13 protein-coding genes are annotated in these 15,771 nt (G+C 71.7%); 10 read left to right on the top strand and 3 right to left on the bottom strand.

The features are described from left to right. Positions 1-253: 253 nt before the first annotated feature. The gene (locus tag ABZT93_RS00785; RefSeq protein ID WP_356096936.1) at positions 254-658 is read left to right on the top strand and encodes a hypothetical protein; all 405 of its coding nucleotides are present in this window, start codon (positions 254-256) and stop codon (positions 656-658) included. A gap of 2 nt (positions 659-660) precedes the next feature. On the opposite strand, the gene ABZT93_RS00780 is transcribed toward ABZT93_RS00785, so the two are convergent. Further along, positions 661-1,863, bottom strand: a complete 1,203-nt coding sequence (locus ABZT93_RS00780; RefSeq protein ID WP_356096934.1) for an FAD-dependent oxidoreductase — start codon at positions 1,861-1,863, stop codon at positions 661-663. 111 nt (positions 1,864-1,974) lie between these two features. Then, positions 1,975-3,213, bottom strand: coding sequence for an ATP-grasp domain-containing protein (locus ABZT93_RS00775; protein WP_356098374.1), 1,239 nt, complete (start codon positions 3,211-3,213; stop codon positions 1,975-1,977). 274 nt (positions 3,214-3,487) lie between these two features. Here ABZT93_RS00775 and fahA point away from each other — a divergent pair, with 274 nt between their 5' ends. From fahA to ABZT93_RS00735, 8 genes are all read left to right on the top strand, one after another. Further along, positions 3,488-4,723: a fumarylacetoacetase gene (fahA, locus tag ABZT93_RS00770; protein ID WP_356096932.1), complete on the top strand. Its 1,236-nt coding sequence runs from the start codon at positions 3,488-3,490 to the stop codon at positions 4,721-4,723. A 154-nt stretch (positions 4,724-4,877) separates the two neighbouring features. Continuing rightward, positions 4,878-5,819: a M56 family metallopeptidase gene (locus ABZT93_RS00765; RefSeq protein ID WP_356096930.1), complete on the top strand. Its 942-nt coding sequence runs from the start codon at positions 4,878-4,880 to the stop codon at positions 5,817-5,819. A gap of 236 nt (positions 5,820-6,055) precedes the next feature. Continuing rightward, positions 6,056-6,841, top strand: coding sequence for a GntR family transcriptional regulator (locus tag ABZT93_RS00760; protein ID WP_356096928.1), 786 nt, complete (start codon positions 6,056-6,058; stop codon positions 6,839-6,841). 31 nt (positions 6,842-6,872) lie between these two features. Then, positions 6,873-7,100 (top strand): ferredoxin family protein, encoded by a 228-nt coding sequence (locus ABZT93_RS00755; RefSeq protein WP_356096926.1) that lies wholly within the window; start codon positions 6,873-6,875, stop codon positions 7,098-7,100. 16 nt (positions 7,101-7,116) lie between these two features. Then, positions 7,117-8,454: an ABC transporter substrate-binding protein gene (locus tag ABZT93_RS00750; protein WP_356096924.1), complete on the top strand. Its 1,338-nt coding sequence runs from the start codon at positions 7,117-7,119 to the stop codon at positions 8,452-8,454. Next, positions 8,451-9,314: an ABC transporter permease gene (locus tag ABZT93_RS00745; RefSeq protein ID WP_356096921.1), complete on the top strand. Its 864-nt coding sequence runs from the start codon at positions 8,451-8,453 to the stop codon at positions 9,312-9,314. The genes ABZT93_RS00750 and ABZT93_RS00745 overlap by 4 nt, the downstream gene beginning before the upstream one ends. Beyond that, positions 9,298-10,098, top strand: coding sequence for an ABC transporter ATP-binding protein (locus tag ABZT93_RS00740; RefSeq protein WP_356096918.1), 801 nt, complete (start codon positions 9,298-9,300; stop codon positions 10,096-10,098). Before ABZT93_RS00745 ends, ABZT93_RS00740 begins: the two co-directional genes overlap by 17 nt. Before the next feature lie 11 nt (positions 10,099-10,109). Then, positions 10,110-12,899 (top strand): fumarate reductase/succinate dehydrogenase flavoprotein subunit, encoded by a 2,790-nt coding sequence (locus tag ABZT93_RS00735; protein ID WP_356096915.1) that lies wholly within the window; start codon positions 10,110-10,112, stop codon positions 12,897-12,899. 64 nt (positions 12,900-12,963) lie between these two features. On the opposite strand, the gene recQ is transcribed toward ABZT93_RS00735, so the two are convergent. After that, positions 12,964-14,967 carry a DNA helicase RecQ gene (gene recQ, locus ABZT93_RS00730; protein WP_356098371.1) on the bottom strand — a complete coding sequence of 668 codons (2,004 nt, stop codon included), beginning with the start codon at positions 14,965-14,967 and terminating at the stop codon, positions 12,964-12,966. A gap of 249 nt (positions 14,968-15,216) precedes the next feature. Here recQ and ABZT93_RS00725 point away from each other — a divergent pair, with 249 nt between their 5' ends. Further along, positions 15,217-15,771, top strand: a complete 555-nt coding sequence (locus ABZT93_RS00725) for a hypothetical protein (protein WP_356096912.1) — start codon at positions 15,217-15,219, stop codon at positions 15,769-15,771.

Genomic DNA, 15,771 nt, shown 5'->3' with positions numbered 1-15,771 from the left:
ACCCCACGGGACGCGAGGGGGGAAGGGGCTACCGGTCGCGGGACGCGGGGACGGACCGGGCTGCCCGTCGAGGGACGCTGGGGCGGGCGGGCTGCCCGTCGCGGGACACCGAGCTCTGTCGCCCGGACCCGAGAACCGCGGGGTGTAGCGGGCTACACCCCGCACACGCCGGGCAGCTCCCTCGTGGTGCGGGTCGGGCGGCGGAATCGTGGAGGGCATCGAATCCCGTCACGAGAAACGGTTGGCCACAGCCATGCGCCCTCGCAGTAGCCTCACCCTCGTCACCGCCCTGACCGCGGTCGCCCTCACCGCCGTCCTCGCCACCGGCTGCGACCCGAAGGACGTCGACAGCTCCCTGGACTGCGTTTCCAGCGCCGACACCATCGCGGACAGCGTCAAGGCCATCCACGAGGCCGGCTGGGACGCGGTGAAGGACCCCTCGAAGACCGACGAGTCCATCGCCACGATCGACAAGAACGTCGACAGGATCAACAAGCTCCAGGACGACTCGGGCGACAGCAAGGTCGACCAGGCCGTCAAGGACCTCGACAAGGCGATCGAGGACTACAACAGGTCCGTCCTCGACGGGGACACCACTCCGGACTCCGGCAGGATCGACGCGGCCGCCGACAGGCTGAAGGACCTCTGCGCCCCGTGAGGCTAGCCGTGGGCCGCCGCCAGGTGCCGGGCCAGCCTCGGTGAGGCGAACTCCGTGCCGCACACGAAGCGCATCACGGGACCGTAGGAGGCCGCCGCCGGCAGGCCGGTGAAGTACAGGCCCGGAACGGAGGAGACGTATCCGGCGCCGAGCCTGGGCGTGCCCCGGCTGACGGCGAGCGCGGTGCGCAGTTCGTGCCCGAGGAAGTCCATCGCGGCGAGGTCGACGCGGTAGCCGGTGGCGGCGATGACGTGGTCGGCGGCGAGGCGGTCCGTCGTGCCGGTGTGGGTGCGGACGTCCAGCGCCGGGTGGCCGTCGGCCGTGTCCGCCCTGAGGATCCGGTCCACCTCGGTGACCTGGACCTTGCCCTCGAAGCGGTCGCGCAGCCACCACGCGCCGAGGGGGCCGAGGACCCGTCGGACCAGGTAGTGGCGGGCGCTCGCCGGGAGCCGGCGGTAGGGGTGCGGGTAGTAGGTCAGCGCCCACAGCGACCAGGCGCGGCCGAAGGGCGACTCGGGCCGCAGCCTCGGCTGCTTCCACGGCGGTGCGCCGAAGTCCACGCTGCCGCGTCCGCGTGCGACCACCCTGACCTGGGCGCCCGCCTCCGCCGCGAGGGCTGCCGTCTCCAGTGCGGACTGGCCGGCGCCGACGACGATCAGCTCCTTGCCGGAGTAGCGGGTGAGGTCGGGGTGCTGGGAGCTGTGGGAGACCGGGCCGGTGGGGGCGGGTCCGTCGGGTGCGGCCGCGGCCAGTTCCGGGGGCAGGTGGGAGAGCCCCGAGAGACCGGTGGCGACCACGACCGCCCGCGCGGTGAACGACTCCCCGGAGTCGAGCTTGAGCTGGAAGCCGCCCCGCTCGCTGCGGTCCACGGAGACGACCCGCACCTGTTCCAGCTCGGGCACCAGCTTCTGCTGGAACCACTGGCCGTAGGAGATGAAGGTCTCCACGGGGATGATGTCCTCGTCCGTCACGAGCCGGCGGATGCCCGCCGCGTCGCAGTAGTCGGCGAGGGTGTGCCCGCGCTGAGGCGCGTCGAGACTGGAGGCGGCCGGGGTCGACTTGAGGAGCATGTCGGCGGGCATGTGGTCGCGCCAGCTGACCATGGGGTCGCCGAAGACGCGCACAGGGATGCCGCGGGCCCGCAGATGGGCCGCGGTCGACAGGCCGAAGGGCCCGGCGCCGATGACTGCTACCGGTTGGATCACGAAGTCCCTCCCCAGGACGTTCACTTCGTCACTTCGTGGTGGTGCGGCTGTTCGTGGTGCGGCTGTTCGTGGTGCCGCCCTTCACGGTCCCGCTGTTCACGGTCCCGCTGTTCAACTGGTGGTGCTGCCACGGCGGTTGGTGCGCCACAGCTGGTAGAGATGCTTGGCGCCGGGCCGCACGAAGCGGCCGAGCATGGTGAGGAACGGCAGCGGGTCGTCACCCGCGAACCAGGCCAGTTCGGTCCCGCTGGGCCGCGTCGGCGCGTGCGGGGTCGTATAGCCGCTGCGGCGGTAGGCGAGCAGGGCGGGCAGGTCGATGTTCTCCACGACATAGCGGTGACCGGCCCGCTGTTCCCCCTCCGGAACGGCCCGCCCGGTCAGGTCCAGGTGCATGGCGCGGACGACGTCCACCCCCGACTCGCTCTCGAAGAGCCGGAACTGGGCGCCCATGCGGGGGTTGAAGTCGAGCAGTTTGTACTGACCGTCGCGCCGGTCGAAGCGCAGGTCGAGGTCGATGATGCCGGTGTAGCCGATCTGTTTGACGAAACGTGCGGCGAGGTCCGCGAGTTCCGGGTTGTCGACGACGTACGCGTTGGCCGTCATGCCCGCGTGCGGCGGCCAGGAGCGCACCTTGACGCCGGTGAACAGGGCCAGCGGGGCGGAGTTGGCGTCGAAGTAGGCGTGCACGATCCAGTCCTCGGCCTCCTCTCGTGGCAGGTACTCCTGGAGGATCACCCCGGGCCGCTCGCCCCAGTCACGGGCGAGGGCGAGCAGCCCTTCACGGGTGGTGATACGCGTGGTGCCGCCCACCGCGGGCCGTCGGCGCCGTACGAACGCCTCGCGGTTCTTGGCCACCACGGGGAAGCGAGCCTTCTCGGCGAAGGCCACGATGTCGTCGTACGACTGCGGGAAGGCGGCCTGCGGGCTCGCGATCCCGTGTTCCACGCACAGTTCGTGCAGCCCCTGTTTGCTGGCCAGTCGGCGGGTGAGGCCGGGCTCCACGCGCGGGAAGAGGAACCGGCCGAAGAGGTCGTTCTGGTGCTCGGCGATCAGGACCGCCGCCTCCTCGTCGGTCGGCACGAGGACGGCGGGACGGCCGATGCGGCGCCCGATCCGGATGAGTCCCTCGACCAGCCGGCCCGGGTCCTCGGTGCCGGTCGTCGGCCAGACGAAGGCGCGGGTGAGGTACCTGGAGGCGGCCGCGGGTGTGTAAGGGTCCTCCGTGATGGCGTACATCGGCACGCCGAGGCGCCCCAGACTGCGGATCGCGCCCACTCCGCCGTGGTGCAGCGGATAGTCGCCGAATTTGACGATCAAGGCCGGTACCTCACGGTCGGCCACGAATGGCACACTGCTCGCGCTCTTGGCCACGGTCCCCCCACGCGTCCCCCCACGGACGCGACCCCACCCATCCCGTCCGTGCTCGCAAAGGACGCTAAGCCGGAATGGAAGCCTCCGACCGTCCCTTAACAGGACATTGCTAACTCTTTAGTCACATCGCCAACCCTTCAGACACTCCCGTGACCGGCGACTCGGCCGTAACGTGTGGCCCGACCACCCGGACCGCAACGTGTGCCGCGACCTTCCGGTCCGCCCGGCATGCGCGAGAGTGAGGCAGCACCCCATGCCCCCCTTCGATGTCCCCTTCGACCTGCCCGAAGGCGATCCCTTCGGCCCGCACAACCTTCCGTACGGCGTCTTCTCGCCCTCCGGCTCGTCGGACCGGTCCGTCGGCGTCCGGCTCGGCGATCACGTGCTGGACGCGGGCGCGGCGGCGGCCGCCCTCGGCTCCCCGTACGTCTCCTTTCTCGCGCAGCCGTCGTTGGGGCCCCTGCTGGCCGCCGGCCGCACGGCCTGGTCGGACGTGCGGCGCGCGCTCACCGCATGGGTGACGGTACCGGCGCACCAGGAGGCGATCGCGGGCCTCTTCCACCCGCTGTCCTCGGTCGACCTCCATCTCCCCTTCGAGGTCGCGGACTACGTCGACTTCTACGCCTCCGAGAACCACGCGCGAAACGTCGGCCAGATCTTCCGCCCCGACGCCGCGGACTCCCTGACCCCCAACTGGAAGCACCTGCCGATCGGTTACCACGGCCGCTCGGGCACGGTGGTGGTGTCGGGGACGGATGTCGTACGGCCTTCCGGGCAGCGGAAGGCTCCCGCCGACGCGGCTCCCGTGTTCGGGCCGTCCGTACGGCTCGACATCGAGGCGGAGGTCGGCTTCGTCGTCGGGGCGCCGTCCGAGCTGGGCCGGCCGGTCGGGCTCGGTGACTTCCGCGAGCACGTCTTCGGACTGTGCCTGCTCAACGACTGGTCGGCGCGGGACATCCAGGCCTGGGAGTACGTCCCCCTCGGCCCGTTCCTCGGCAAGTCCTTCGTCACGTCGGTGTCGGCGTGGATCACTCCGCTGGACGCGCTGGAGGAGGCTCGGGTGGCGCCGCCGGAGCGGACGCACGAGCTGTTGCCGTATCTGGACGACTCCGCTTCCGACGTGGAGCCGGGGGGCTACGACCTGCGGATCTCCGTCGCGATCAACGGTCACGTGGTGTCGGAGCCGCCTTTCTCCACCATGTACTGGACGGCGGCCCAACAGTTGGCGCACATGACGGTGAACGGGGCCTCGCTCAGGACGGGCGACCTGTACGGCTCGGGGACGGTGAGCGGGCCCTCGGCGGGCGAGCGGGGATCGCTCCTTGAGCTGACCTGGAACGGACGGGACGCTCTGGAACTCCCGGACGGCAAGCGGACGTTCCTGGAGGACGGGGACGTGGTGACACTGTCGGCGTGGGCTCCCGGCCCGGACGGGGTCCGGGTGGGGCTGGGGGACGTGGTGGGACGGGTGGTGTCCGGGGGCGTGTGAGGCATCCGGAGCTGTTCGAGTCCTGCCGCGGGGCCGTGGCTCACGGCATACTGGCGGCGGGCGGCATACATGGGACGACGTACCGGCCGCCCCGCAGCGCCCCACCACACAGCCCCACCTCCCCTGCCTCCGATCAGGATCCGGAGCCCGTGGCATGACTCTCTGCCTGCTCCTGCTGAGCACCGTCGCCGTCGCGGCCGCCGTGCCGGTACCGCGCGCGCTCACCCGGGCCGCGTGGCCCGAACGGGAACCGGTGGTCGGGCTGTGGGTGTGGCAGTGCCTGGTCGCGACCGTGCTGCTGTGCTGCCTGACGGCGCTGGTCCTCGGGGCCGCGGCGGTCTTCCACACGGTCCGCGACCATGTGTTCGCCCCGGCGCCGCCGGCCGTGACCGCGGCGTACGACCTGTCGGCCGCGCCGGTCTGGGCGGTCGCGTCGACCCTCCTGCTGGCCGCCGGCGCCGCGTGGACCACGGCGATGCTGGCCCGTGAACTGGTCGAGGCACGGCGGCGCCGCGGCGTCGCCCGTGAGCATCTGCGGGAACGGGCGCCGGATCTGCCGGCCGGGCTGGGGACGGCGACGCGCGGTCCGCTGCTGGTGCTGGAGGACGAGTACCCGGACGCGTGGTGGATGCCGGGGAGTCCGCCGCAGCTGATCGTGACGACAGGTGCGCTGCACCGGCTGACCGATCACCAGCTGGACGCCGTCCTCACCCACGAGCGCGGGCACGCGCGGGCCCGCCACGACTGGCTGCTCCACCTGTCGACCGCGCTGGCCACGGGGTTCCCCCGGGTGCCGCTGTTCGCCCACTTCTGCGACCAGACGCACCGGCTGGTGGAGCTGGCGGCGGACGACACGGCGTCGCGGCGGTGCGGGCATCTGACGACGGCCCTGGCGCTGATCGAGCTGAACCAGCATCGGGGGGTGCTGTCGTGCGCGTCCAGTCATCGGTTGCTGGGTGAGCGGGTGGATCGGTTGCTGGAGCCGCCGCCGCGGTTGCTGCGCAGGCAGCGGGCGCTGACGTCTGCGACGGCCGCGCTGGTGCCGTTGTTGCCGTTGCTGATCGTTTTCGGGCCGGGGTTGTCGGCGTTGGCGTAGGGGTAGTGCGTCGTCTGCGGGCCGGTGGGGGCTGGTCGCGCCCACGCGGCGGAGCCGCATGTTGATACAGCCCCGCGCCCCTGGGTAGGTGGACTCACGCCTGCTGGCCTCGCCAGGTGGCACATCTCGCCCCACAGCAGGAGAAACCGCAGGTCAGCCCCTAATCCGTCACCTCGTCAGGTGGCGCAACAATCCGGCAACACAGCTTTTCCTACCACGTCGGTATGGTTCCAGCCATGCCACCCACCGACCGCATCCCGGACCACGCCGGCCAGGGCGCGACCACCGTCGCCGCCCGGGCCCGGCGCCGGCTGCGCGCGGACCAGGCACGGCAACTCGCCGACCTCCTGCGCCACCAGGTACTCACCGGCGGCTTCGAGACCGGCACCCTCCCCCACGAGGCGACCCTCGCCGCCGACTACCGCGCCTCCCGCAACACGGTCCGCCAAGCCCTGGACCTGCTCCGCGCGGAAGGCCTGGTCGAACGCCTCCCCGGCGTCGGCACCGTGGTCGTCGGCCAGAAGTACCCCCACGGCCTGGACCGTCTGATGGGTCTCGCGGAAACCCTGCGCGAACACGGCACGGTCACCAACGAGGTCCGCACCATGGGCCCCGCCCCCGCCCCCCACCCGGTGGCCCGGCGCCTCCAGGTCGACCCCGGCACCGACGTCCTCTACATAGAACGCCTGCGCCGCCTGAACGGCCTCCCCCTCTCCCTCGACCTCACCTACATCCCCCTCGACCTCGGCACCGCCCTGCTCGGCGCCGACCTGGAGAACACCGACGTCTTCCGCCTCCTGGAGGCGATCACCGGCCAGGGCCTCGGCCACGCCGAGATCACCCTGGAGGCGGTGAACGCGGACGCCCACTCCGCCGCCGTACTGGAAGCCCCGCGCGGCGCGGCCGTCCTCATGCTGGAACGCCTCACGCACCTGGCCGACGGCCGACCTGTCGACCTGGAGTTCATCCGCTTCCGCGGCGACCGCATCACCATGAGCGGCCTGCTGCACCGCTCCCTCTGACCTCTTTCCGAGCAGTTTCCTGGAGACAGCCATGCCCTTGGCGCCCCAGCGGGCCGACGTGCCCGTGACCATCGACGAGTCGAAGTGCATCGACGGCTGCACGCTCTGCGTGGACATGTGCCCGCTGGACTCCCTGGCCATCGACACCACCAGCGGCAAGGCCTACATGCACGTCGACGAGTGCTGGTACTGCGGCCCGTGCGCGGCCCGCTGTCCCACCGGAGCCGTCACGGTCAACATGCCCTATCTGCTCCGGTGAGAGGTCCCGAACTCCCGTGAATCACAAACCAGTTGTCGCCGCCCTGCTGTTGCTGGCGCCGCTGACGGCCTGCGGCAGCGCCCAGGCGGGCGACGGCTCCACGGTCACCGTCACCGTCGGCTACCAGTCCAAGACCATCAACACGGTCACGGCAGGCACCCTGCTGCGCTCCCTCGGCTACTTCGAGAAGGAGCTCGACTCGCTGCACGACGGCCACACCTACAAGGTCGACTGGCAGGACTACGCCACGGGCGCCCCGATCACCGCCCAGATGACCGCCGGGAAGATCGACATCGGTTCGATGGGCGACTTCCCTCTCCTCATCAACGCGGCCCGGGGCAAGCAGCTCGGCAAGCCCACCCGCCTGGTCTCGGTCACCGGCTACAACCTGCGCGGCGGCCTCAACACCGTCGTCACCTCCCCCGACTCGAAACTCGCCTCGCTCCAGGACCTGCGCGGCAAGAAGGTCTCCACCAGCGTCGGTTCCGCCGCCGACGGCACCCTCGTACGCGCCCTCCAGCGCGCCGGCATCGACCCGGACAAGGGCATCGAGAAGCTCAACCAGCAGCCCGCGGTGGGCGCTTCGGCCCTGTCGGCGGGCAGTACGGACGCGCTCTCCCAGTTCGTCGCCTGGCCCGGACTGCTCGCCTACCAGGGCAAGGCGAAGGCCCTGTACGACGGTGCCGAGCTGGACCTGCCCACCTTCCACGGCGTCACCGCCCGCGAGGACTTCGCCAAGCAGCACCCGGCGGTCCTGGATGCCTTCCTGAAAGCCCAGGCCGAGGCCACCGACTACCTGAACGACCACCCGGTGGCCGCCTCCGAGTCGGTCGCGAAGGCCACCGGCCTGCCCGCCGAGGTCGTCTACCTCTACAACGGCGCCCACGGCATCGCCACCTTCGACCCGGCCGTCAAGCCCCAGCTGATCTCCGCGCTGAAGCAGGACGTCTCGGTGCTGAAGGCGGCCAAGCTGACCGGCGACATCGACGTGGACGCCTTCGTCGACGACCAGTACGTCAAGAAGGCCCTCGGGGCGGGTTACGCGGCCCGCCTCGCCTCGAAGCCGTCCGCCTCCGCGAGCGAGGTGTGGCCCAAGGGCGCCTCCACGACACAAAGCTTCAGGACGCCTTCCCAGCTGCTGAGGTACGTCTCCGCGCACCGGACCGGCATTCGCGCCGCCTACGTCCCCGACGCCACCACCGGCACCCTCTGGTTCGCCGACAAGGCGGTCTGGGTGGCCGACGGCGAGAAGCTCCTGCCCTTCGTCGCGCCGGAGACCGCGCGGGCGTACGTCTCCGCGCACGGCGGCGCCCGGGTCGTCACATATGCCGACGCGCTGGAGCGGGCGTCGTGAACCGGTATGCGCTGAGAGCGGCCTCGCTGGCGGTCGCTCTCAGCCTCTGGCAGCTGCTGACCAGCCTGAACATCGACCTGTGGCTGCGCTTCTCGCAGTTCCCCACGGTCGCCGACGTGGCCCGCGCCTTCGCCGACCGCCTCACCGGTCCCGACTACTGGACGGACCTCACCGACAGCCTCACCCGCATCCTCACCGGTTTCCTGCTCGCCGCGGTGCTCGGCGTGGCCACGGGCGTGCTCGTCGCGCGCTCCCGCCTCGCCGAGGACCTGCTCGGCCCGGTCCTGGAGGTCGTCCGCCCGATCCCGGCAATCGCCCTGGTCCCCGTCGCGATCCTGCTGTTCCCCTCCAACGAGCAGGGCATCGTCTTCATCACCTTCACCGCCGCCTTCTTCCCCGTCCTGGTCTCCACCCGGCACGCGGTCCGCGCCCTGACCCCGCTCTGGGAGGAGGCGGTGCTGACCATGGGCGGCGGCCGGTGGCGGATCCTCGCCTCGGTCGTCCTGCCGGGCGCCCTGCCCGGCATCTTCGGCGGACTGTCCGTCGGCATCGGTGTCTCGTGGATCTGTGTGATCTCCGCCGAGATGATCTCCGGCCAGTACGGCGTGGGCTACCGCACCTGGCAGGACTACACCGTCGTCAACTACGCGGGCGTCTTCGTCGGCATGGTCACCATCGGCGTCCTCGGCTGGCTCACCTCCACTGCCGTGGAACTGCTGGGCCACCGCCTGACGCGGTGGCTGCCGAGGACGTCGTACGTCGCCGCGACCCGGCCCAGGACACCGCGTGCCGCGGTCGCGCCCCTTCGCGAGGGACCCGAATCCAAGGCCGAGGAGACACGCGATGAGCACCTCGTCTGACACCGTCGCCGATACGGCGGCCCAGGCTCCGTCCGCGCCGCGCGGCACCCGCCTCGCCCTGCGCGACGCCACCCTCGGCCGCTCCGACGCCCCCGTGGTCACCGGCGTCGACCTGGACATCGCCCCCGGCGAGATCCTCACCGTCGTCGGCTCCTCCGGCTGCGGCAAGTCCACGCTGCTGCGCACCCTGTCCGGCCTCCTCCCCCTGCTCTCGGGCGAGGTCGCCCAGGACGGCCGGCCCCTCACCGGCCCCGGTGCCGAACGCGCCCTGGTCTTCCAGGAGGACGCCCTCCTGCCCTGGCGCACCCTGCGCGCCAACGTCGAACTCCCGCTGGCCATCAAGGGCCTGTCGCGCACCGAGCGCCGCGCACAGGCCGAGTCCTGGCTGACCCGCGTCGGACTCGCCGACCACACCCGGCAGTTGCCGCACCGCGTCTCCGGCGGGCAGCGCCAGCGCGCCCAACTGGCCCGCGCCCTCGCGGGAGCACCCCGCGCCGTCCTGATGGACGAACCCTTCGGCGCCCTCGACGCCCAGACCCGCGCCGGCATGCAGGACCTGCTGGTGGAGGTGCTCCGGGGCACGGGCGCGACCGTCGTCTTCGTCACCCACGACGTGGACGAGGCGCTGTTCCTCGGCGACCGCGTGGCGCTCCTCGGGGGCGGCCGCCTGACCGCCGTACGCGCTGTGCAGCGCCCGCGCGACCGTACGGCGCACGACGATCCCGCGCGCGTGGCGCTGCGGCGCGACGTCCTCTCCTCGCTCGGAACCTCGCTCGGAACCTGAAAGGCCCCCTGGTGACCACGCCCTCCTTGAACACGCCGCTCGAGATCCCCGCCCTCACCGACGCCGAGGAGATCCGCTGCGACGTCCTCGTCATCGGCGGCGGCACCGCCGGCACCATGGCCGCCCTGACCGCCGCCGAGCACGGCGCGGACGTGCTGCTGTTGGAGAAGGCCCACGTCCGCCACTCCGGCGCCCTGGCCATGGGCATGGACGGCGTCAACAACGCGGTCATCCCCGGCCGCGCCGAACCCGACGACTACGTCGCCGAGATCACCCGCGCCAACGACGGCATCGTCGACCAGTCCACCGTCCGCCAGACCGCCACCCGCGGCTTCGGCATGGTGCAGCGCCTGGAGTCGTACGGCGTGAAGTTCGAGAAGGACGAGCACGGCGACTACGCGGTCCGCCAGGTCCACCGCTCCGGCTCCTACGTGCTGCCGATGCCGGAGGGCAAGGACGTCAAGAAGGTGCTGTACCGGCAGCTGCGGCGGCGCGAGATGCGGGAGCGGATCCGCATCGAGAACCGGGTGATGCCGGTACGGGTGCTGACGGCTCCCGATGACGGGCGCGCGGTGGGCGCGGTCGGCTTCAACACGCGCACCGGCGCGTTCGTCACCGTCCGCGCGGGCGCGGTGATCCTCGCGACCGGCGCCTGCGGCCGCCTGGGCCTGCCCGCCTCCGGCTACCTGTACGGCACGTACGAGAACCCCACCAACGCGGGCGACGGCTACGCCATGGCCTACCACGCGGGCGCCGAGCTCACCGGCATCGAGTGCTTCCAGATCAACCCGCTGATCAAGGACTACAACGGCCCCGCCTGCGCGTACGTCGCCAACCCCTTCGGCGGCTACCAGGTCAACCGGCACGGTGAACGCTTCGTCGACTCCGACTACTGGTCCGGCCAGATGATGGCCGAGTTCGCGGCGGAGGTCGCCTCCGACCGGGGCCCGGTGTACCTGAAGCTGAGCCACCTGCCCGAGGAGTCGATCTCGTCCCTGGAGTCGATCCTGCACTCCACGGAACGGCCCACCCGCGGCACCTTCCACGAGAACCGCGGCCACGACTACCGCACCCATGACATCGAGATGCACATCTCCGAGATCGGCCTGTGCGGCGGCCACTCGGCCTCCGGCGTCCGCGTCGACGACCACGCCCGTACGACCGTCCCCCGTCTCTACGCCGCCGGCGACCTGGCCTGCGTCCCGCACAACTACATGATCGGCGCGTTCGTCTTCGGCGACCTCGCGGGCGCGGACGCCTCCCGGTACGCGCCGTACGAAGGGGAGTTGCCGATCGACCAGCTCCGCGAGGCGCACGAACTGATCTACCGCCCGCTGCGCAACCCGGACGGCCCTCCGCAGCCCCAGGTCGAGTACAAGCTGCGCCGCTTCGTGAACGACTACGTGGCCCCGCCGAAGTCGGGCGCCCGTCTCTCGCTGGCCCTGGAGTCCTTCGAGCGGATGCGGGACGACATCGCCGCGATGGGCGCCCGCACCCCGCACGAGCTGATGCGCTGCGCCGAGGTCTCCTTCATCCGCGACTGCGCCGAGATGGCCGCGCGCGCCTCCCTGGCCCGCACGGAGTCCCGCTGGGGCCTCTACCACGACCGTCTCGACCACCCCCATCGCGACGACGCCTCCTGGTTCCACCACCTCGACCTGCACAAGTCCCCCTCCGGTGCGATGGAGTTCACGGCCCGGCCCGTGGCTCCCTATCTGGTCCCGATCGACGAGTTCACCCCGGTCGGCGGCCCCTCCCGGCACCTCGGCGAGGTGCACCCCGAGGAGGTGGCGACGGCGGGGGCACGGGAGCTGGCCCCGGTGGCGGCCGGGGTGGGCGTCGGCGCGGGAGCGAACTCACTGCTGACGGGGAGGGGGCCCCTCCCCCCTCCCCACCCCACCCCCGAGAACTCCTCCGCCCGCCTCCTCGAACTCGTCGCCCTCGCCGAAGACGAGCCCGAACTCGACGCCCTGCGGCCCTACCTGACCGACACCGCGCCCGCCGTCCGGCGCGGGGCCGTGGCTGTGCTGACCGAGACCCTGCCCCCGGGCACCGGCCCCGCCCTCGCCGAGGCGCTCCGGGATCCCACCCCCGAGGTCCGCGCCACCGCGGCCGCCTCACTGCGCGAGCTGGTGGAGACCCTCCCGCCCGAACCCGCCCTCCGCGAGGGCCTCGCCGCCGCCCTGGCCGAGTCCGACCCGGTCGTCCGCGCCGCCGCCCTGGACGTCCTGCGCGCCCTGCGCCTCGGCGACACGGAACTCTTCGCCGGGGCCCTCACCGACTCCGTCATCCCCGTCCGCATCGAGGCCGTCCGTGCCCTCGTCTCGGTGGACGCCGCCGAGGAACTCGCCCGCGCGGCCACCACCGACCCGTCCCGCGAGGTCCGCGTGACGATCGCCAAGGCACTGGCGACGGTGTCGGCGGAACGCCCGCTGGACGTCACCCTCGACGCCCTGGCCCGTCTCACCGAGGATCCCGACGCCCTGGTGCAGGGGGCCGCCTATGGAGCACTGGGCACCACCGGCTGCCCCGCGCCCCTCGCCGCCCGCGCCGTCACCGCCCTGTCGGCCTCCGCCTGGCAGGTCCGCTCGGGCGCCGCGACGGCGCTGTCCGCCGCCGACCCGGACATGGCCGTCCCCGCCCTCGCCAAGGCCCTCGCCGACCCGAACGCCGATGTCCGCAAGGCCGCCGTCCTCGCCCTGACCCGGCACACGGGCACCGACGACGCCCGCGCCGCCCTGGCCACGGCGACGACGGACTCGGACGCGGACGTCAGGGCGTATGCGGCGCGGGCCTTGTGACGTGACGTAAGGCCCGCGCGACACTGTCGTCGCGCCCCGGGCCGGTGCCGGAGCCCGGCGGCGGCTATATCCAGTCGTCCTCGGGCGCCGGCTCGGCGTCCATCTCGGGCCAGTGGTCCGTGCCGGGATCCCCGTCGCCGGCCCGGTCCGGTGTCCTGGCGGCCGCACCGCCGTCAGCCAGCCCGGCGAGTACCTCGATCACACCCTCCCCGTACGTGAGGAGCTTCTTCTCACCGACCCCGCCGACGCCCCCGAGCTGCGTCACCGACGTGGGCCACACGGTGACGATCTCCCTGAGCGTGGCGTCATGGAAGATGACGTACGCGGGGACCCCCTGCTCACGGGCCTGCTCTGCGCGCCAGGCCCGCAGTGCCTCGAACGCCGGCACCAGTGCCTCGGGCAGCTCCGCCACCGCGGCCTTGGCCTTGCCCCGCCCGGAGGAGGACGAGGAGGCCTTGGCGCTCACCGGCTTCTTCGGTTCCTTGCGCAGCGGTACCTCCCGCTCCCGCCGCAGCACCGCACCGCTCGCGTCGGTCAGCACCAGCGTGCCGTAGTCACCCTCGACCGCGAGCAGCCCCTGGGCCAGCAACTGCCGTACGACACCGCGCCATTCGCCCTCGGACAGCTCCTCACCGATGCCGAACACGGACAGCTGGTCGTGGTCGAACTGGATGACCTTGCCGGTGCGCTTGCCGAGCAGGATGTCGACGATCTGCACGGCCCCGAACTTCTGCCCGCGCTCCCGCTGCAGCCGCACGATCGTGGAGAGCACCTTCTGGGCCGCGACGGTGCCGTCCCAGGTCTCGGGCGGGGTGAGGCAGGTGTCGCAGTTGCCGCAGCCCGCGGGGTCCGGTTCCTGGCCGAAGTACTTCAGAAGCTGTCCGCGCCTGCACTGCGCGGTCTCGCACAGCGCGAGCATCGAGTCCAGGTGGGCGGCGGCCCGGCGCCGGAAGGCCTCGTCGCCCTCGCTCGACTGGATCATCTTGCGCTGCTGGATGACGTCGTTGAGGCCGTAGGCCATCCAGGCCGTGGACGGCAGTCCGTCACGCCCCGCGCGGCCCGTCTCCTGGTAGTAGCCCTCGACCGACTTGGGCAGGTCGAGGTGGGCCACGAAACGGACGTCGGGCTTGTCGATGCCCATGCCGAAGGCGATGGTCGCCACCACGACCAGGCCGTCCTCGCGCAGGAAGCGGGACTGGTGGGCGGCGCGGGTGCCCGCGTCCAACCCGGCGTGGTACGGGACCGCCTCGATGCCGTTGCGGGAGAGGAACTCGGCGGTGGCGTCCACCGATTTACGGGAGAGGCAGTACACGATGCCCGCGTCGCCCGCGTGTTCCTCGCGCAGGAACGCGAGGAGCTGCTTCTTGGGGTCGGCCTTGGGGACGATCCGGTACTGGATGTTGGGCCGGTCGAAGCTCGCCACGAAGTGCCGGGCCGTCGGCATGTTCAGCCGCTGGGTGAGCTCCTCGTGCGTGGCCCGGGTGGCCGTCGCGGTGAGCGCGATCCGCGGGACGTCGGGCCAGCGCTCGCCGAGCACCGACAGCGTCAGGTAGTCGGGGCGGAAGTCGTGGCCCCACTGGGAGACGCAGTGCGCCTCGTCGATGGCGAAGACGGCGATCTTGCCGCGGGAGAGCAGGTCCTGTGTGGCGTCGAGGCGCAGCCGCTCCGGCGCGAGGTAGAGCATGTCGAGCTCCCCGGCCAGGAACTCGGCCTCCACCACCCGACGCTCGTCGAAGTCCTGCGTGGAGTTCATGAACCCGGCGCGCACGCCGAGCGCCCTGAGCGCGTCCACCTGGTCCTGCATCAGCGCGATGAGCGGTGAGACGACGATGCCCGTGCCTGGTCTGACCAGGGACGGAATCTGGTAGCACAGCGACTTGCCGGCGCCGGTGGGCATGAGGACGACGGCGTCCCCGCCGGCCACCACATGCTCGATGATCTCTTCCTGCGCGCCGCGGAAGGCGTCGTATCCGAAGACCCGGTGCAGCGTGGCCAGTGCCTCGCTGTCGCTCGCGTCCGGTGTCCCGGTGATCCCTGGCATCTCGCTGATACCGCCCATCCCGCCCATAGTCCCGTCCCCCGTACGTCGTCCCTCGACCACTGCCTCCACGATAGGGGCCGGGACCGACAGCGTCGGAGTTATCCACAGGCCGGGCCGGTGACGTTGGGTGGTCATTCGATCGGCCGATGTCACATGGCGCACACGTTCGAGGCGGGACAGGCTGCTGGAGCGGGCTGGGGAGGCCCGCCCCGTCCCGACAGCCGGCGCCTCGCGCGCGCCCGTCTCCCGCCCTCAAGCGCCTCAAGGAGAACCACGATGGCCTCTCGGCCCCTGAAGGCAGTGCTCACCGTCGCGGCGGCAGCGGCCTTCTCCCTGACCACCGTCCCCGCACAGGCAGCCGACCCGGACCTGTCCGTCTGGACGGAGGTGTCCAGGACGTACGGGGTCACCGGCGCGTATGCCTACGAGCCGTACGCCGTGGCCGACGGCTTCACCCCGACGGCCTGTGCGCCCGGCGTGGGCTACCGCTACGTCAACGAGCAGAACGTCGGGCGGACCGACCCCGAGAAGCCCGCGGCTCTCCTCTACGAGGACGGCCCGGACGGGCGCAGGCTCATCGCGGTGGAGTGGATCGCGAGGGCCGAGTCGGGTGCCACCGCACCGGCGATGTTCGGTCAGAACTTCCAGCAGCCGGTCGACCTGCCGGATCTGGGCTCCAGCTACACCCTGCGTGCCTGGATCTACAGGACGAACCCCAGCGGTCTCTTCAGCCCCACCCACCCCGATGTGACGTGCTCGGCGACCGCGGACCCGGACCCGGACCCGACGTCGGATTTGGACCTGGATCTGGATCTGGATCTGGACATGTGA

This window comes from Streptomyces sp. NPDC005303 (genome assembly GCF_040607335.1).
Taxonomy (GTDB): Bacteria; Actinomycetota; Actinomycetes; order Streptomycetales; family Streptomycetaceae; genus Streptomyces.
This window is presented reverse-complemented; position numbering and strand designations above follow the sequence as displayed.